Source organism: Paenibacillus sp. FSL H8-0537 (assembly GCF_038051995.1).
In the GTDB taxonomy this organism is placed as follows: Bacteria; Bacillota; Bacilli; order Paenibacillales; family Paenibacillaceae; genus Pristimantibacillus.
Genome location: NZ_CP150290.1, coordinates 1209208 through 1229142 on the forward strand (window position 1 = coordinate 1209208; position 19935 = coordinate 1229142).

Sequence of the window (19935 nt, forward strand, 5' to 3'; positions counted from 1 at the left end):
TATGGAAGTTGAAATCTCAGATTCTGACATGGTTGCTGGTCATCAGCATGTTGGTGACCGTACTGCCAGTGCAACAGGCGGCAGCGGCCGAACTGCCGGCGCAGCCGGTGATAGCGGCCGAACTGCCAACGCAGCCGGTGATAGCGGCCGAACCTGGGTTTCAGGATGTTCGTCCAACGGACTGGTTCTATGATGCGGTCGAATATGTCCAGAAGAACGGCATATTCAGCGGAACGGGCGTTGGCACCTTCTCGCCCCAGAGCACGATGACGCGTGCCATGTATGTGACGGCGCTTGGACGAATGGCAGGTGTGGATGTAAGCGAGTATTCAACCTCGACCTTTGCCGATGTGCAGCCGGGCATTTGGTATGCGCCATATGTAGAATGGGCGGCTAAGAAAGGGATTGTCACCGGCACGGGCGGTCGGAACTTTTCTCCGGACGCAATCGTATCCAGAGAGCAGATGGCGACGCTGAATTTGCGGTATTTCGAAAGCTATCAGATTCCCTATCAAACAAGCAATCGCGTAACCACGAAGCCGGGGGATCTCGCCGATGCTTCTTCTTGGGCGGTTGACGCGGTCGTCAAACTGTGGCAAGCAGGTTTGTTCCTCGGAGATGGGAATGGCAATTTCAATCCGCATGTCCAAGCGACTCGTGCGGAAGCGGCTGTTCTCTTCATGCGCAATAACGAAGTTGTGCAGACGTGGCAAAATCAGAATCCAACGGCACCGACACCGAAGCCGACATCTGAACCCGGCAATAATGGTGGAAGCAATAGCGGGGGAGGAACGAACGGAGGCGGTTCTACCCCTAATGCCTCTACATATACGCTTACGTTCGAGAGCAACGGAGGCACGGAGATTAACGCTCGAACGGTACGGCAAGGGGAAGCGCTAAGTAATCTGCCTGCTCCTGTGAAAGAAGGGTATATTTTTCAAGGTTGGTTTAGGGATAGCGAGCTTTCTCTTATTTTTGCGAATGGCAGTACCATTACTGCTGATACGAGGTTGTATGCAAAGTATATCGATAACATTAGTAATGCGGTACAGAACATTCCCAGCTATTCGGTGCTGAATGTCGCACCGGACTTCACCATCCCTGTAAACGATGCGACCGGCAGTCTGACGGCAGCAGAGGTACAAGCGGGTATGACGTTTGAAGATATCGCGAATCCGGACTCCGCAGGGATTACCGTCACCGCTGCGGACGGACTCTTCAAGGTAGCGTCTGCAACCGGTCGGTTCGAAGAAGGCAATACTTATCAGCTTACGTTGACGGACGATAAGCTGTCTTTCCAAGGCCAAGACGCGACGACGAGCATCTATGTATTCAGCGTCGCCAAGCAGGAAGTCATGAATATCCCGTTGAATCCGAATATGATTTATCTGCCCTTCGCAGAAGTTTCGGATATGATGCTGAATGGCGCGGATGTAGATTCGCCGGCGATTCCGGTGGTCACGACGACGGTGGGCGACAGCGATACCGGTCTCGCTGCGGCGAATGCAAGCGGCGGAACGTTCACGTATACTGGTGCAGTCGGGATTCAAGTTGGCGATGCCGTCGCCATCTATGAAGGGGTTCGCCCCGATCAGCGCACGGTAGAAACAACCGGTGACGCCGATGGTGCTATCGCCTATGTACAGATTACGGGGATTAACGGCAGCACCTACACCTATGATCACGCGGATGCCAAGCAGGTGTTGTTCAGGCCGGATGTTCTGCCTGTGAGCGCAGAGGCAGACGAGGACGGAGAGCGGGACAACCACTCTATCACAGTAGATCATATCGCGATGAACTACAGCGACAGCCAGTATGCGTCACTAGGCTTGAGTGAACTCACCACCGTCGATGTGGGCGATTTTATCGCTTTCTATGAGGGTGAACTAACGGATGTAAGCTCCCAACTGGTCGGTTATGGACGCATTACGTCGATTGTGCCAGACGCGGAAAAGGATATCATTACGTATACCGATGCCACAGAGGAAGATATTAAGCATGTCTTCGACATCTATCAGCAGCAAGCGATTGACGGCGAGCAGCTGCTGTCGAAGGAGGATATCGCGAAGCTTGAGGATCAGATTGAACAGCAGGCGACAGCCAGCGGATTCGTCATTCAAGCTGCGGACTATCTGTCCGCTCTGGCTTTGAGTACGAATGAATTCAAATCACAGATGGAAGTGAAGATGCTCTCGGCAGACCAGAGCAATGTCAGCGTGGAGAATCTGACCGTCGTCGCTTCACTCGGCACGAAGCTGAAGCATATTGCCGGCCAAACCTCCGGTGTAAGCGCCTCGCTTCAAGTGGGAGCCGATATTGTCATTCGGATTCATGAGGAGAGTGACCTCGTCATCCATATGACCGGTACTTTCCTTGAGGAGATAAGCCTGGGGCTAGGCGTAAATGGAGAGACGGAATGGGGAGAGGCATGCGTATGGTTTCTTTGCATACCCTACCCGAGTGATTATCGTGTCACCGCGAATCTGGATGCCTACAGCTATACCGGGATCAACGTTACGGCGAAAATCGCCACCGTCGAACACGATAAGCTGCAGGAAGCGTTGGACGACTGGGATAAAGCGAATAATGGCGGCATACTAGGTCATGTGCGGGACATCGCAACCGAGATTCAAGCGTTAATCGATGGCGTGCAAGATACCGGCGTAGACGAGGCGTCGCTGAGGGCGCAGTATCAAGAGATGATGGAGAACGAAACGGATTGGGTTCCGTTAATCAAGAAAGAGCTCGTCGACAAGAGCATGCGCGTGGCGCTTGGTATTGTTGAAGTCAACTTTACCGCAGAGTTCGTCGTCAAAGCCAATGTGAACTTGACGATCGGGGCGGATTTTAACTATACGACGGCGAAGCGCTACTCGGCTACCCTGCACGTGCTTAGGCTCACAGGATCGAGTAGCACCGTAAGCTTGCCGGGTGACGGCAATTATCAATTCACCTTCTATGTTATGGGGACGCTCGGATTGCGGGCTGGCATTCATCTGGAGCTCAAAGCAGGGGTTGGAAGTGTCAAGCTCAATAGCATCGGGTTATCCGTAGAACCCGGCGCTTATGTGAATCTATGGGGGTACTTCTACTATCAGGTGAAGCAGCTGAATGGGAAGCAGACATCTCGTTCTTTAGGCGCTCTGTTAGTTGAGATTGGCATCTATCTGGAGAGCTCAATAGGTGCACAATTGGGCGATGGATTGCTCTCGGCCAGCATACCGGTGTACGAGAATACATGGCCGCTGTACACGGTAGGGGAACAGCAGCAAGTTGTCGACTTTGCCTATTCGCAGGGTGATGCGCCGACAGTGAACTTGGCGGGTTCCGCGTCATCCATCTCTGTTCCGCAGACGCTGCTCACGATGAGTACGTTTGATTTGAAGACTGGAGAGATGAATACCCAGGTGTATGACCGCTCGAGATTTGATATTCAGGTGGACAACAGGAATTTCAGGTATAGAGCGGATACCGGGAAGATTGAAGTGGTGAACAAGGATATTCAGGTGAGCGAGGGCAACCTGGTCATCACCTGGAAGGGGGCGCCGCTGTCGTACTCGTCAGATTCACTCACGCGCAAGATTCCGTTGAATTGGTTGGCCAGAGTGGGCGACTATATATTCCAACTGCATCCGGAGAATGGTGGCATGACCGAGGTTGTCGCCGCCCCATATAACGCGGAAATCAGCTTGAACAACCCGGTATATCCGGGATACACCTTTGACGGCTGGTACTGGACTGCCTCCGGCGGTACGAAGGCGACCATTCCGAGTCGTATGCCTGCCTCGGATTGGAATCTGTACGCGTACTGGATCCCGAACACGGATACGCCGTATACCGTTCGGCATTATTTAATAGACCCGAACACCAAGACATCGACGTCGCCTGTCGAAACGCAGACTTTGACCGGAACAACCGGCACGGAGATTCGGATCAGCTCCGACAAGTTTAAGGACCAAGGCTATGCGACAGGTACATTAAGCGGTGTCACTATCAAGGGAGACGGCTCGACGGTCGTCAGGGTTGATTACTACCCGATGAATCGAACGATGACCTTCAATTGGGCTTATGCGGGTGCGCCTGGAAGCTCGTTAACGGAAGCAGTAGGCAAGAATATCGCTGCTCGTATACCCGTGCCGACAAGACAGGGATATACGTTCGCCGGGTGGTCGCCGGACGTTCCAAGTGAGATGCCTGCTTCGGACACCACCTATACTGCAATGTGGACAGGGAGAGAGGACACGTCTTACCAGGTCGTCTACTTGCTGCAGAATATCGGAAGCGACACCTATACGGTTGCGGATACGGAATCGTATCGCGGGACAACCGATACTGTGGCGAGCCTGACGAATCCAACCAAGTCCTATGAGGGCTTTACGTTCAATGACACCGTACCGGGAACGGTGCTGGAGGCTCTGATTACGGGCAAAGGCACAACGGTGCTGAAACTGTACTATAAGCGCGATAGCTACAAGATGACGCTCAATTACAATGGCTCCGGCAAAGCAACTGAGTTTGTTAACGTACCGCTTGGGGCAACGATCCAATCGTATCTTGCCGCTCCGACTTGGCAGGGGCATGCATTCACAGGATGGTCGCCTGCTCCTTCGACAACGATGCCCGCGCACGATGTCGAGTTCACCGCTCAGTGGACGCTGAACAACAACACGGTGAGCTACGATAGCAATGGAGGGTCTGCGGTGGATGCTCAGACGGTAGGCTACGGTTTGCCGGTAAGCGAACCGACTGAACCAGCGAAGGACGGTTGGGTGTTCGGCGGCTGGTACAGTGATAGCGCGCTTACGATCTCCTACGACTTCGCGACACAGGTGACGGAAGACCTCACGTTGTATGCGAAGTGGCTGCACAGCTACACGGTGAGCTTCGACAGCAACGGCGGGTCGCAGGTACCTGACGCGACGGTCTACGAAGGAGCCAAGGCTGCGGCGCCTGGCGCACCGACGTTGGAAGGCTATATGTTCGGCGGTTGGTATCGCGATATAGATTTTGAGATTGCTTATGACTTCGAGACAGAAAGGGTGACGGAAGACCTCACCTTGTATGCGAAGTGGACGATTGCCACAAAAGACAGCTACACGGTGAGCTTCGAAAGCAACGGCGGCACGGTAGTGGATAACCTTACGGTGGAAGATGGCGCCGTGGCTACGGCGCCTAGCGCACCGACGATGAGCAACCATACATTCGAAGGTTGGTACACTGACAGCGAATTGACGGGCACGAGCCGCTTCAGCTTCTCGACGACACCGATTACGGCTAACCTTACGCTATATGCGAAGTGGACGATAAACAGCTACTCGGTGAGCTTCAACAGTAACGGCGGGTCAGCGGTGGTTAACCAGCCGGTGGAATATAACGGCAAGGCTACGGCCCCTGCCACACCGATGAAGAACGGTTACACGTTCGTCGGTTGGTACAAGGATGCCGTTCTGAACACACCCTATGACTTCGAGACACAGGTGACGTCTAACTTTACCTTGTACGCGAAGTGGACGGCCATCTACACGGTCCGCTTTAACAGCAACGGCGGATCGCTGGTGGATGACCAGCATGTGGAACAGGGCGACAAGGCTGCGGCACCTGCCGCACCGACGAAGGACGGTTATACGTTCATCGGTTGGTACAGCGACGAGGCACTGAATGAAGCTTATCTCTTCACGGAGAGACAGGTGATCGCTGACCTCACATTGTACGCGAAGTGGTCATTTAATAGCTACACGGTGAGCTTCGACGGCAACGGCGGGCCAGCCGTAACGAGCCAGGCGGTGATTCCTGGAGAACAAGCTGTGGCACCTGCCGCACCGAAGTGGGTGGGGTATCGGTTCGGTGGTTGGTACAGCGATCCCGAGTTGACGATTACCTATGACTTCTCGGCAGCGGTGACCGAAGATATTACCCTGTACGCGAAGTGGACGATGACATCGTGGCTGGAACTGGGTGATACGTCAGAATTGGCTGTGTCCAGCCAGTCCAACGTCGTTGTCGACAGTAATGGCACTCCTTATGTTGCTGTATTGAACTTTAATAAAGAGGTGTTCGTGAAGAAATATGTGGGAGCGACAGACGAGTGGCAGATCGTTGGCGGTCCAGGCACCTTCCCTGAGGCTCAGAATAGTTCAGTAGACGTAACTCTCTCCATAGACAGTCAGGACAACCTTTATTTTGCTTATGTTGCTCGTATTGATGCATCATGGAGAACCGTGGTATATCGATATAATGGGGAAGCTTGGGAAACCGTAGGCAGTACGATAACGCATTTCGGAACAAATATGTCGATTGTGTTCGACGAGGGGAACACTCCTTATATGGCTTATGTCGATGCCAGTACGACCACTCATACCATATACTTGGTGAGGTTAATAGATGGCCAATGGAAAAGAATAGATAGTATAGGGTTTGGGAGTTTTAATAATCTAGTCATCGCGTTTGGCAAAGACTCTGATGGCGAAGGAGAAGTAGAGACTCTTTATCTATTCTATACGTATTACACCATTCAGAGTGGAGTTCTAGCTGCCGCTGTGAAATACGAGGGTGCGAATCTTGCCAAGACCTCTCTCAGCACTCCCCCGGTTCCAGGCGGTTATTATGGGGCATCCTTCAAGCTTGATCCAAGCGGCGTACCTTATATCGTCAATACGAAAGATAACAAGGTGACCGTGGTGAAATATGTGGAGAATGCTTGGGTGCCTGTAGGCATTGCTGATTTCCCGATCCAAACGCATGGTGGGAAGCTCATCGCGGATATCGCCTTCGACAGACAGGGTAATCCTTACGTTGCTTATCTGGATGCTTCACTCGGCAACAGGGTGACGGTGATGAAATTCGAGAACAATTCCTGGAGCGTCGTAGAGTATGCCGGCATCTCCGCAGCTAACGTAGCTGAAATTATGTGGTTACAGATCAGCTCAGACAGGAACGACAACATCTATGTGAACTATATTATTAGACCAAATACGAACTCCTTCTTAGGTGATAAAGTGATTGTGATGAAGTATGATCCGGCCTTGCATTAACCTTTAATAATAGATCAAACAATTAGAACAGCCTGCTCCCATCGGAGCAGGCTGTTTTGCTGCGAGTTCGGTATGGCCATATCTTGGCGGATGCGATTGAGCGCAAGGTGCGCATAAAGTTTTCTTTGTCATGCACAAGTGGTCTCATGTGCTGTGATAAAATTAAGAGGTGAAAAATCGATATGGGCGAAGAATACGGACGGAAGGTGACGAGGTGCCTGAGGCACTTGTGAAGCCGATCTCAACATACGTATCGGCTCCTGTCTTCGGCGTCAGCATCATAACGAGCTTGAACATAAAGTTTTCTTTACATTTCATTTGCGTAGCAATCTACCATGATAAATTAGAAGAAATATTTGTAGTTTTTTGACGAAGAACAATGATCTGTCATGAGAAGGTAGATGCAATCGGATGCTTGGACAGAGGCGTCGTTGCATGTGACGACATTTGTATTTAGGAGGGAAATGGCGTGAATGTAAAATCCGTGCAGCTGGCTAGTAATTATTTCAAAGGAATGCAGCAAAGCAAGGACGCTCTAGCGACGAATGATCAGACGCGTTTGGCATCTATTCGAAATGTACTCATGCTGGGAAAGAAGCTGCGCACCGACGAAATGGACTACTTACAGCGAAAAGATTCCAATTTATATGATCAAGCAATCAGCCTCTCGATGGAACGCCAAGCATATAAAGACGTATTGCAGCACAGTCGAAGCAAAGCGGATGCGAGCTATTACAGAACGTTCAAGCTCATGCAGATTGCGGGGCAACTGAAGCATGGCGGTTCCGAGGAGCTGCTGATGCGCGTGAACTCGATTCAGGAAGCCCATCGCGAGTTCATTCGATCGAGCAAATATGCCTCGCTGAGGTAAGGTGGGGCATAACTGCCAGATTTAATGCTGTGATTGCAATTGACATTGCAACAAAAACAGAGCATCGAAAAAAAAGGACTTGTGCTAATGTTAACCCAAACGTTTGTTAATGAATGTGTGGACAGAGGATGGACACCCCAATGGTCTTGCATGAGCGTGTCTAAGTTCGTTGTAGATACCCCTTAGAATAGTCATTGGAAAAACCCGCGGGTAATCCGATGCATGCTAAGGGGTGTGTTTTTTAGGCCAAGAAGCAGATTCGGCTTAGGCTCGAAACCATCGAAGGCTTCTTTATATTTCTTTTGCATATTCAGTATTTTTAAATGCCATCGTAAGACGTGGCAAAGGTATGCCTGCCTTTTTTGCTTCTCTCACAACTTCAAGTACCGCAAAACCTGCTTTACTATTGTTGTATTCCACAAAAAGTCGCGGTAAGCTGCCTTTTGCAAAAATAACCTTGTTAAAAAGTATGCCGAGAAGTACCGGTGGAATTTTAGTCAACATGAGAGAAATGGCATCAAGCTTTGCACCTCTTGCTTTAAGTACAGGGATCATTTCTCTCATATTTAACCCAACATTTGCAAATAAGGTCCTATGATTCAGGAGTGCTGAAAAACTTCCCTGTTTTAATACCTCGGTTTCCATAGCTGCATTCATGGCAAAGTGGTTCCATAGCCAGTTTTGCATATCCTTTACCCAATTAATTTTAAAATGGGCACTTTCAAAACCTTCTTTGACCAATTGGTTAATATGCTCAGTGCCTGCCCGTGGTTTTTCAAGAAATAGCATTTTCAAAAAGCCACCTCGAAGCCTATTGTCCGCTATGCCGCCTCCTGCTCCGGGGAAGCCAAAGACAACATTGTTCATTGACAATGGTGCGATCGATGATTTCAAATCCTGCCAAACGTTATTGAATATGAGGACAGGGGTGTTTCCTGCAGCAGTCGATAGGAATTGTGCTGCTTCCGGAAGTTGTTCCGTGTTGACGCTCACAATAATGAGATCATAATTTGGAAGGATCTCCTCATGCAGTTTGACGTTCCAGCTTTCTTTTATGATCTTTTTCCCTCTTCGTGCGTCCCACATTTCAAGCTCTATACTGCTTCCGAAGGTTTCTTTTCTCCCCTTTCTGACGTAAAACTCAACTGTATGCCCTGCCTGTTCAAAAGCCCACGCATATTGGGTCGAAATTACACCTCTACCGAAGAATAAAATTCTCATGTTAGCCTCCCTAAAATAGTTGATGATCCTTGTTGATGATCAAACAACGTGTTGTATAATAATATTGTATGTATTCACTATACGGTCATCAACCATCAGATTTTTAATATCTGTCGGATAATGTATTGAACAGAAAATGGAGGCTAATCATGAAAAAGCAACCTGAAATTACGGACAAAACAAGGCAAGCATTTATAAGTGTTTTCTGTGATTTATATAGCCAAAAACCAATTGAAAAAATATCTATTCAAGAGATTGCTAACAAGTCAGGATATAATCGCAGTACATTTTATCAATACTTTACAGATATCTATGAGTTGTTGGACTATGTGGAAGAGAGTATTTTGAAATCCATTAAGGAGGAAATGGCAAGCAGGGAGCTTTCTACGCATAATTTCCAAGATGCCCTTCAATGCTTGGAAAATACAGAAGAAATTTCAGTCCTAAAAGCCCTCTTAGGTGACTATGGTTCTGTTCATTTTCTTGAACGTCTGAAAAGAGAAATTCCCTTTGAGAGATTGATTGTGGACCTTCCAACAAATGATATCTTAACGCCATACCTGATTGAGTTTTACATATCAACATTAATGTCTATGTTTCGCCTTTGGATACGCAACGGCAAAGATTTATCGTCGGAAGAATTGGTCAAGCTGATAGATAGCCTATTCGCAAATGGGATAACACCGTTTCATATCTTTGGCACGGTCAATCCGCAGCGCCCTGATTCGAATAAAATGATAGAATAACAAGAAGCACTGCGTACGGATTGGAGAGGGACCTAGGATGATACTTACAGAAGCTATTCATTTGAAGGAAATGATGAACGGAGATCCAATGGACGTCGCTTCCTTCTTACGTATAGCTATAGGACTAACTGAGTCGGTACATCGGGCTCATAAGCAAAATGAATTATTTGGAAATTTAAATCCGGCGAATCTTCAAATTCAATTGGATATGAAATCAGCTATTCTCACAGATCCGCTACTCATGGATTACACCTATATGTCTCCTGAACAAACGGGCAGAATCAATCATATGCTAGATGGGCGCAGCGATTTGTATGCCCTGGGTATGATCTTTTATGAGATGCTGTCAGGCAGTCTGCCGTTTCATGCACAAAGTTTAGAAGAATGGATACATGTGCACCTTGCTGTTGTACCGAAGCCTCTGCGCGAATGGCGTTCCGATGTGGCTGGCTCGCTTGAGGCTGTTATTATGAAGCTGTTGTCGAAGAATCCGGAAGAGCGCTATCAGAGTGCTTATGGTTTATTAAGTGATTTGAAGCAGTGTGCCTTATCGATGGAGGAAAAGGGAGAAGTCATATTTTTCGAAATCGCTCAGGCAGATGAGGCAAGCCGATTTCGGCTTCCTCAGACCCTCTTTGGTCGTGAAAGGGAAGAAAGAGCTCTCCGAGATGCTTTCGAACAGGCAAAAGCTGGTGCATCTTCGTTCGTTTTCGTCAGCGGAAGTGCAGGCAGTGGCAAAACGGTGCTCGTCCGAGCGCTTCAGATGTTAGTTATAAGGGATGGAGGTCGGTTCATTAGTGGCAAATGCGATATGATGAATCGCGACATTCCGTTCTCTTCATTGCTGGAAGCTTTGCGAAGCCTAATCCGACAAATATGGAGCGAATCGCCGGATAGAGTAGCGAAACTGAAGAAACAATTAACAAAGGCTTTAGGCCAGGGAGCAGCTGTTATTGTACAGCTGTTACCAGAAGCTGCAGAGCTGTTCGATGTCATTCCAGCGATAGAGCCGCTGCATCCTGCTGAGGCTGCTATTCGCTTTAACCGCTTAGTACCTATATTCATAAAAGTTTTTGTAGATAAGCAGCATCCCTTAGTCATATTCTTGGATGATCTTCAATGGGCAGATCCTGCTACAATAGATGTTCTTCGTACAATTGTACACGATCAGGCACGGCCTGGCTTACTAGTAATCAGTGCGTTTCGGGAGGAATTCACTTTAGGATGGCAAAAACATGAAGAGAATAAAGTGGATGCAGCTGTATGGATGGCGGAGTCGCTTTCCTTGCATGATGAATTGCAATTATCTGTACATCATATCCATCTCGAGGCTCTGTCCTACATTGAAGTGAGACAATTCGTGTCGGATGTTCTTGATGAGAACTCCGCCCGTATTCGCTCGCTTGCGGAGGTGTTATACCACCGAACAGGCGGCAATCCACTATACCTGAATCGTTTACTGGACAATCTGTATCGAGAGAATAAGCTTTATTATGATGAAGTAGAGGCCTCATGGGTCTGGGAACCATCTGTCATCACGGAAATTCCTGAGAATCCTGACATTGTACATTTGATTGAGGCTCGTATTCGTATGCTATCCCCCGAAAAGATCGAGCTGTTAGCCATAGGGGCAGCTATCGGACATCGTTTCTGTCCACTCACGATCTCTTTAGTAAGTGGATATCCCCTGCTGCATGTACGCAGACTTCTGCATGTCATAGAGGAAGAGGGGCTAATCTGCCGAGAAAATGACAGTGATGAGTCAGACGGTGTTGAACGTTATTATAGATTCTTGCACGACCGTATTCAACAGGCGGCTTATATGACAATGTCTGAATCGAACCAAGCGAGCTTACATCTGACCATTGGCCGTGTCATACGCGATCATTTATTAAGTGAGAGTGTATTTACTATATTTGATAGGGTGCATCACTTGAATCTGGGCAGCGAGAAGATAGTGGATGATGCGGAGAAGAGAGAGCTTGCCGCATTTAACTATCAGGCGGGTATAAAGTCTAAGGCAACAACAGCATTTACGGCTGCGCTCCATTTTTATGAGATCGCTTTACGTCTGTCTGGCGGTGACTGGAAGAATACAGCGTCCCTTGATTACCGTATCATGCTGGAGATATCCGAATGTGAATATATGTGTGGTTATACAGAGCGTGCGGAGGAGCTACTTGCAAACTTAATGTCTTGCACAACAAACGTGGTTGAACGTTCTCATATCTATTTAATACGTATTGCCATGTATTCGTATTTGAAGAAGGATGAAACGGCTGTCCATATTGGGCAGCAGGCGCTAGCAGAATTGGGCTGGCATTTACCAAGCAAGCCTTCCAAAGCATTAGTTATAAAGGAAATATTAATGACACAGAGCGTATTGTTCAATAAGGGCAGCGAGGTTCCTCATTTACCGATTAATCGTGACCCTCGCTATAAAGCATTGTCAGACCTGGTCATGGCGATTTCGCTCCCTGTCTATGTACTAAGTCTAGAGCAGTCAGCTGTGTTATTCTCAAGATTTGTTCGGTATGGTCTAAAGCATGGAAGCAATGAGGCTTTCTCCTTTATGCTTGCCAGCTACGGGATGGTTATTTATAAAATGTCAGGTTTCCGTACGGGGCCTCAATATGTAGATCAGGCATTCCATCTAGCAGCTTCCTTTGACAGCGCAGACCTGCGAAGCCGATTATATTATCTGAAAGGTCTTGTCGGAATTGTTACTCCGGATGAAGGGATTAAGCAGTTTGAGAAATCGATCCAATATGGGATGGAATCGGCTAATCTAACCTATGTTAGTATTGCGATGATGACGACTATAACAAACTACACCGGCGATTTGTATTCATTATCTGCACGGATAAAAGTGTATGAAGAGACTTCACAGCAGCTTGTGGACGGTGTCACACGTAATATTTTTCGTAGGGCGAATTGGTACATCGCACAAATGCAAGATGGGGCTGGAGAAAGCGATCAATACGTTACGCCCTTACTGAATGAGCCAAACAAGGATTTTTTGAATAACGAGGTCTATTACACATGCACCTGTAACATAGAGATTGCTTATCTCTTCGGGCGGTACCGGGAAGCCCTTGAATGGGTTGAAAGAGGTGAGAGAAATACTTTCCTCCAAACTCGGCCGCATGTTCGTAAACAGAGGATGTACCATTCATTAACGCTTGCTGCTATGTATTCGGAAGCGTCGCCAAATGAGCAGAAGAGGATACGGATTAAGTTGCGTAAGCACTTGCGTTCCATGAGGCGATGGTCTGGCTATAGCGGCAAGGATTCGTCTACTTATTTGCTTTTATCAGCTGAACGCTATCGGATGGAGGGCAATAGAGTTGCTGCTGCACAATTATACGAGGAAGCCATTCGGGCAGCCCGCCAGGCGGGAGAGGGGCTAATGGCGGCTATTTCTTGTGAACGGGCCTCTGTATTCTATAGGCAGATGGAGAGTGTGAACGGTGCGGAGGCTCTTATTGCCGATGCATGTGACGCTTATTCAAGATGGGGTGCTACTGCCAAAGCAAGGCAGCTGAGAGAAACAAATGAAGGGTTAAGAACAGCTGCGATTGATAGGATAGGGGAAGACAAGGCAGTTACAGAGGAGCCTAGAGCAAACGAAATCAAGTCTGAATCCACTTCTTGGCTTACTGCGGACAATAGGCAATACAAACAGCAGCAAGAATGGATGAATTCACTAGACCATTGTCATACAATGGCCCAATTTTTGGAGCTTGCAATCCGCTATTCTGGTGCGGAAAAGGGATTTATTGTGGGTAGCGAGGGAGAGACCTACGTCGTTGAAAAGGAAGTCTCATTGAGCGATAGCAGCGGAGCTTCGTATGGTGAGTCTATTATCCGTTATGTACTAAAAACAGGCGAATCGGTGGTACTTGCTAATGCTTCGCACAGCTCTTATTCCGCTGATCCCTCTATTCATAGAAACCAGTCCCAATCCGTACTGTGTATGCCTGTTCTTTTCACAGGAGGACTAACGCCATTCGCACTTTACTTGGAGAACAGTCTCATAGCCGGCGTTTTCACTCAAGAAATACGGGTCATGCTGGAGCAAATGATTGCCCGAATGATGTATGTGAAATCATTAGATGAAGCTCGCAGCCAAAGTTATTCACCAATCGTTCCAACAGATGATCCGTCATCAACTTCTGCGAAAGCTTCACAGCTGTTATTCGAATCACTTACAAATCGTGAAACAGAGATCCTGTACGCGCTGACAGATGGATTGACGAATAAGGAAATTGCCTATCGATTCGGATTAACAGAAGGGACAGTCAAAGGCTATATTCATAACGTATACGGAAAACTGGGAGTTAAAAGAAGGAGTCAGGCAATCGCCCGTGCAAAGGAGTTGGAACTCATAAATTAGACTTTTTTCTACAATATTTGCGAAACACTAACTTTGGTTAGTGTTTTTTTGTATGGTTTGGGACCTATACTTAGTTCCGAATTCAATAGTGGTATGGAGGAGAAAACGACATGAGTACAAGATTTCGAGCAAGTAAGAAAGTAACGTCTATCATCTTAGCGATGTTGATAGTACTAGGCGGATGGAACGGGCTGTTCGTTAGAGGGAATCAGGTATCTGCTGCGTCAGGTGTAGAATTTGCAGGAGGAACGGGTACGAGCAATGAGCCTTATCTCATTGAAACGGCTGCTGAGCTCGATGAGGTCAGAAATCATTTGGGATCCGGGATATATTTTGAGCTGATCGCGGATATCGATTTAAGCGGTTTTGCGGGAGGAGAAGGCTGGGCGCCGATTGGCAATCCATTTAGAGGGAGCTTTAACGGCAAAGGGTATAAAATTACTAATCTTACGATTAATCGACCACAAAGTAATCGTGTTGGGCTTTTCGGAGAAACCTCTGCTTTAAGTTCAATTGTTAATATCGGGCTGGAAGATATCGATGTTGTGGGTAATGCTAATGTAGGAGGCTTGGTTGGGTCCAGCTTTGGAGCAATCAGGGGAAGCTTCACGACCGGCAAGATAAGCGGAGGTTCATCTGTAGGAGGCTTGGTAGGGTTCGCTTCTGGATCAATCAGCAGTAGCTACAGCAATGCGAGTGTGAATGCGGCGCATAGAAACGCAGGCGGCTTGACAGGGATTAATCAATGGGAGACCCACAATAGTTACGCCACAGGAAAGGTAGGGGCTGAAAGCTCTCCTACAGGAGGCTTGGCCGGTGCTTTGAATCCAGGAGCATCAGTCTCCAATAGCTTCTACGACAGCGACACGACGGGGCAAAGTGATACGGGGAAAGGAACAGGTAAAACAACTTTAGAGATGAAGACGCTAAGTACGTATGTAAATTGGCCGGGCTTTAACGATTATTGGGGAATCGATCCGGATGTGAATGAAGGCTATCCCTATTTGAAAGCTTTCTACCGTTTTGTGAACTACGACGGTAACGGTAACATGGGAGGAAGCGTGCCGATTGACAACAACGTATATTCTAATGATGCAATGGTTACCGTGAGTGGAGATATAGATCCTTCAGATCCTTTAGTCAAAACCGACTATGTCTTCGTGGGATGGAATACGTTAGCGGACGGCAGCGGTACCAGCTATGTGTCAGAAGACACATTTTCGATAACCAAGAATACAACCCTGTATGCGCATTGGCTGAGCACCAAAGCTACTTTGACATCCGGGTTTGGAACGGTGAGCACGGGCGGGACAGCGACGGAGACCATTACGAGCATTCCGGGCGATGTGACGTTAGACGAGTTGAAGGCAGCGATCACGCCGGCAACGAATGCTACGTTCGAGATTTATGAGGCTGATGGAACCACGGTAGCGACGACGTTGGCATCGGGCAATAAGGTCATTGTTACGGCTCAGGATGGAGCAACGAAGATTACGTATACGGTGACGATGAATGCTATAGATGTCATTGCGACTGCAGCGATTAGCGGGGTACCTGCGCCAGTCGCGGGCGAAGTGCCAGTTCGGGAGACAACTACAGATGAATATACCGCATCAATCGCTTGGTCTCCTGAGGCTGCTCCCCGATTTGCAGAGGGAGAGACCTACACGGCAACTCTGACGATCACGCCCAAGAGGGGGCATGTGTTGACGGGAGTGCCTTCGGATTTCTTCACGTTAGCGGGGGCAACAATCGTAACGAATTCAGCCGATTCCGGAGTGGTAACAGCGACATTCCCGGCAACGGGTACGGTATTTGCCGGTGGTTCGGGAACTACAGAGGATCCTTATCTCATTGCAACCGCGGCCGAGCTTAATCAGGTCAGGTATTTCTTAAACGCGAGTTTTAAGCTGACAGCGGATATTGATTTGAGCGGCTATGCGGCTGGCGAAGGCTGGATGCCAATTGGTAATTGGGATTATGGTAATGGATTTGCAGGAAACTTCGACGGCAGCGGTTATACGATTGCGAATTTAAAGATTAGTAGGACTTATTCTTACGATCCTCTAGGGCTATTCGGATTTATATACCATGGGACGGTCAGCAATGTCATTCTGGAAAATATCGATGTAAGCAGTGGAGAGGTTGTTGGTGGACTAGCTGGAGTGAACAGCGGAACGATCACGAACAGTGGAGTCATCACAGGAAGCGTCAGCGGGTACTTTGCAGGCGGATTGGTAGGCTCTAATGAAAGCAGCATTACCAATAGCTTCTTTGCGGGAAGTCTGAGCGGAGCGGCGACATATGCTGGCGGATTGGTCGGCGTGAACTATAGCACGATTAGAAATAGCTTTGCTACCGGAAGCATTAGCGGTCAACATCGGACAGCAGGCGGATTGGTAGGAGGCAATGAAGGATCTATCTCTGACAGCTACTTCAATGGAAGCGTGAATGGGAAGAATTCCGCAGGCGGATTAGTTGGCGGAAACTGGTCTCCTATCGTCAACAGCTATGCAACGGGTGCCGTAACAGGTGACGGAAGCTTAGGTGGCTTAGTAGGAAACAATAGTGGGGCTAACAATAGCTTTTTCGATAGCGAAACAACAGGACAAACGAGTTCGGGGACAGGTGGCGGTACGGGGCTAACGACAGCGGCGATGATGCTGCAAAGCAGCTATGAAGGTTGGGATTTCGAGCAAACATGGGCAATCGATTCCTCGCTTAACGAGGGATATCCTTACTTGCAGAGCTCTCAGCTCCATCATGTCGCCTATAACGGAAACGGTGAAACCGATGGAGACTTGCCGAGTGCCGAAACCGCGTATTTGCGGGGAACAACGGTTAGCGTTATCGGAAACATCGGCAATTTGGTCAAGACAGGTTACACGTTCGCGGGATGGAATACGCGAGCGGATGGAACCGGCAAGAGCTACTCGGCGGCAGACAGCTTTACAATTACGGCGAGTAAGACGTTATTTGCTAGATGGATTAATACCACCGCAACGTTAACCTCTACAATCGGATCGGTTAGCACGGGCGGGACATTGCACGAGACGATTACGAATATTCCGAGCACAACGACGTTAGAGGCGCTAAAGGCAGCGATTACGCCAGCAGCGGGTGCGACGGTTAAGGTCTACGAAGCAGATGGGACAACAGCAGCATCAACTTTGGCAACAGGCTATAAGGTCATCGTTACAGCACAGGATGGAGTCACACAGGTTACGTATACGGTAACGTTAGTGAAAACGGTGGCGACGCTAACTTCGACAATCGGCACCGTAAGTGCAACGGGCACAGGAAATGAAACGATAACAGCCATTCCATCCTGTACAACTTTGGCAGCGCTGAAAGCAGCAATCACGCCAGCAGCGGATGCGACGTTTGAAGTGTACCAAGCAGACGGAATAACGGTAGCTACAGTATTAGCGACAGGTAATAAAGTCATCGTCACTGCTGAGGATGGCGTAACGCAGGTTACGTATACGGTGACGGTAAATGAAGCAACTGCTCCACCCAATAATGGAAGCAATAGCGGAAGTGTTGTTCCAGCTCCAGCTAAAGTGACGTCAAAAGACGGGAACCTAACGCTTCCAATAGGATCAATTGGCGAGGTAAGCTTAGAAGAGCGGTTCACGATTACCGTTCCTACAGGCGCAGTCAATCAGGAACTGAAATTAACGATTACGAAATGGCTAGATACGAAAAATGTGTTAGTCCATAAAGAGGTTCTTGCAAGCTCGGTATATGAAGTATTGAAAAACATTCCAGGTAATTTCATCCAGCCTGTAACGCTCACCTTTGCTTTCGATGCGAGCAATGTGAAGAGCGGCCAAGGGGTTGCGATCTTCTATTTCGATGAAGGGAAGAAAGAATGGGTAGAAGTGAAAGGCAGCAAGACAATCGGAAATGTGGTTTCAGTAGAGGTTAATCACTTTACGAAATTTGCGGTTCTTGTTGTAGACCAATCGACAGGGCTTCCCGTATCAGAGGGAACAACGCCTGCTGAACTTAGTGATATCGCAGGACACTGGGCTGAAGCAAGTATCAAGCAAGCAGTAAAAGATGGTGTTGTTAATGGCTATGTGGACGGAACGTTTAAGCCAGGTAAAACGGTAACCCGTGCAGAATTCACAGTTATGCTGATGAAAGCATTGAACGCTCAGGAAGAAGGAGCGGAGCTGACCTTCACAGATAAAGCGGATATTGGGGCTTGGGCACAGGCTGCGGTAGCACAAGCTGTGCGAGCTGGCATTATTAGCGGTTATAAGGATGGTACCTTCCAGCCGAATGCAAATATCACGCGCGCAGAGATGGCAACGATGATTGGGAAGGCATTTGAGCTGCCACTGGACCCGAATGCAGTCACCTCTTTCTCAGATGATCAATTGATTCCGGTCTGGGCAAAAAGCGCAGTAGCCGCTCTGAAAGAACGCGGCGTAGTGAAAGGAACAGGGGCGAACACGTTTAATCCCCGTGCACAAACAACAAGAGCTGAAGCGGTTGTTATGCTTTTGAATATGTTGAATCTAGAAAGTGAAAAAAGCAGTCAATAAGTACATGATTGTTGTAAAAATAGAGAATTATCTCGCAAGAAACGAAGATAATCCGGCGTAGCCGATATTTAAAAGACGCTCGGGAGATGCCGCCCTGAGCGTCTTATTTTTAGAATTTGAAATGAACAGTTTCACTGCCCCGTGTGGATTGCACAATTTTTAGTTCAGATCCGTAACTGGATTTAGGCGTCCCTAGAATGTGATGATTATTTGTGTTGACTCTGCTCATTCCGCACATGTGCAGTATGTGATAAGGATATATCGGGTTCATAAGCATAGATGGACTTGGGAAAAAGAGGATCAGTTATATGCTCCCGCATTCAAAAAAATGTCGTGAGGAGCTGAAAGGTTATAGCTTTGCGCCAGACGATATTAGTCGTGTACACGACCAACCTTATCCCTATGTTAACGCTTACTGGCAACCAGCATATATCCGGCCCCGCGAATTGTAATGATTCTCTCAGGATTGACAGGATCAGCCTCGATTTTTTTGCGTAAATTACTGATGTGTACAGCGACCGTTCTCGTATCCTCCAGGCTCTCCATTCCCCAGATGAGCTGAAACAATGCATCGGCACTGACGACACGATTCACGTTTTGTGCCATATAGGACAGTAGATTGAACTCTTTTTTTGATAAAAAGATGGGTTCACTACCCAGGTTGACGGACTGTGCGTAGAAATCGAGCGTCAAACCCGGTAGCTCCAGCTGTTGTTCCCTTCTGCCCTTCGATACTCTGCGAAGGTGAGCCTTGATTTTGGCCATGAGTACGCCTGGGCTAAACGGCTTGGTCACATAATCGTCGCCCCCATCGGATAATGCGCTGATTTTCACCTCGTCTTCCTCACGACTGCTCAGAAATACGATCGGTGCATCCGTGTAGCTACGGGCGTTTCTGCACCAATCAATGCCATTTTCATTAGCTAGTAGTACATCCAGTACAATCAAATCCGGCTCGAAAGACGCAAGCAGCTCCATAGCTTCTGTCCCGTTATGACTGTAGGCGGATGTGAAGCCCTCTCTCTCACAATACACCTGAACTATTTCGCAAATATGGGGATCATCATCGACGATCATAATTTTGTACGTATCCTTCATGCCATCACCTTCCTGC

8 protein-coding genes are annotated in these 19935 nt (G+C 48.2%); 5 read left to right on the forward strand and 3 right to left on the reverse strand.

The features are described from left to right. Positions 1–8 precede the first annotated feature (8 nt). Entirely contained in the window at positions 9–7031 is a 7023-nt protein-coding gene (locus MHB80_RS04970; protein WP_341281136.1) for an InlB B-repeat-containing protein, read from the forward strand. A gap of 162 nt (positions 7032–7193) precedes the next feature. Here the strand turns inward: MHB80_RS04970 and MHB80_RS04975 are convergent, their stop codons facing one another. Next, the gene (locus MHB80_RS04975; RefSeq protein WP_341281137.1) at positions 7194–7349 is read right to left on the reverse strand and encodes a hypothetical protein; all 156 of its coding nucleotides are present in this window, start codon (positions 7347–7349) and stop codon (positions 7194–7196) included. 151 nt (positions 7350–7500) lie between these two features. Between MHB80_RS04975 and MHB80_RS04980 the strand changes: the two genes are divergently transcribed. Continuing rightward, positions 7501–7902 carry a hypothetical protein gene (locus MHB80_RS04980; RefSeq protein WP_341281138.1) on the forward strand — a complete coding sequence of 134 codons (402 nt, stop codon included), beginning with the start codon at positions 7501–7503 and terminating at the stop codon, positions 7900–7902. 291 nt (positions 7903–8193) lie between these two features. On the opposite strand, the gene MHB80_RS04985 is transcribed toward MHB80_RS04980, so the two are convergent. Further along, positions 8194–9123: a 2-dehydropantoate 2-reductase N-terminal domain-containing protein gene (locus tag MHB80_RS04985; RefSeq protein ID WP_341281139.1), complete on the reverse strand. Its 930-nt coding sequence runs from the start codon at positions 9121–9123 to the stop codon at positions 8194–8196. Positions 9124–9272: 149 nt separating this feature from the next. On the opposite strand from MHB80_RS04985, the gene MHB80_RS04990 reads away from it, so the two are divergent. From MHB80_RS04990 to MHB80_RS05000, 3 genes are all read left to right on the forward strand, one after another. After that, entirely contained in the window at positions 9273–9869 is a 597-nt protein-coding gene (locus tag MHB80_RS04990; RefSeq protein WP_341281140.1) for a TetR/AcrR family transcriptional regulator, read from the forward strand. Positions 9870–9906: 37 nt separating this feature from the next. Beyond that, positions 9907–14265, forward strand: a complete 4359-nt coding sequence (locus MHB80_RS04995) for a BREX system ATP-binding domain-containing protein (RefSeq protein ID WP_341281141.1) — start codon at positions 9907–9909, stop codon at positions 14263–14265. Positions 14266–14375: 110 nt separating this feature from the next. Continuing rightward, the gene (locus tag MHB80_RS05000) at positions 14376–18821 is read left to right on the forward strand and encodes an S-layer homology domain-containing protein (protein ID WP_341281142.1); all 4446 of its coding nucleotides are present in this window, start codon (positions 14376–14378) and stop codon (positions 18819–18821) included. Between the two features lie 405 nt (positions 18822–19226). On the opposite strand, the gene MHB80_RS05005 is transcribed toward MHB80_RS05000, so the two are convergent. Beyond that, positions 19227–19919, reverse strand: a complete 693-nt coding sequence (locus MHB80_RS05005; RefSeq protein WP_341281143.1) for a response regulator transcription factor — start codon at positions 19917–19919, stop codon at positions 19227–19229. Between the last annotated feature and the right edge of the window lie 16 nt (positions 19920–19935).

Bases quoted from the DNA above. Each gene is read 5' to 3' on its own strand.
- MHB80_RS04975 (WP_341281137.1), bottom strand. From the start codon at position 7,349: ATGAAATGTAAAGAAAACTTTATGTTCAAGCTCGTTATGATGCTGACG.
- MHB80_RS04985 (WP_341281139.1), bottom strand. From the start codon at position 9,123: ATGAGAATTTTATTCTTCGGTAGAGGTGTAATTTCGACCCAATATGCG.
- MHB80_RS04990 (WP_341281140.1), top strand. From the start codon at position 9,273: ATGAAAAAGCAACCTGAAATTACGGACAAAACAAGGCAAGCATTTATA.
- MHB80_RS04995 (WP_341281141.1), top strand. From the start codon at position 9,907: ATGATACTTACAGAAGCTATTCATTTGAAGGAAATGATGAACGGAGAT.
- MHB80_RS05000 (WP_341281142.1), top strand. From the start codon at position 14,376: ATGAGTACAAGATTTCGAGCAAGTAAGAAAGTAACGTCTATCATCTTA.
- MHB80_RS05005 (WP_341281143.1), bottom strand. From the start codon at position 19,919: ATGAAGGATACGTACAAAATTATGATCGTCGATGATGATCCCCATATT.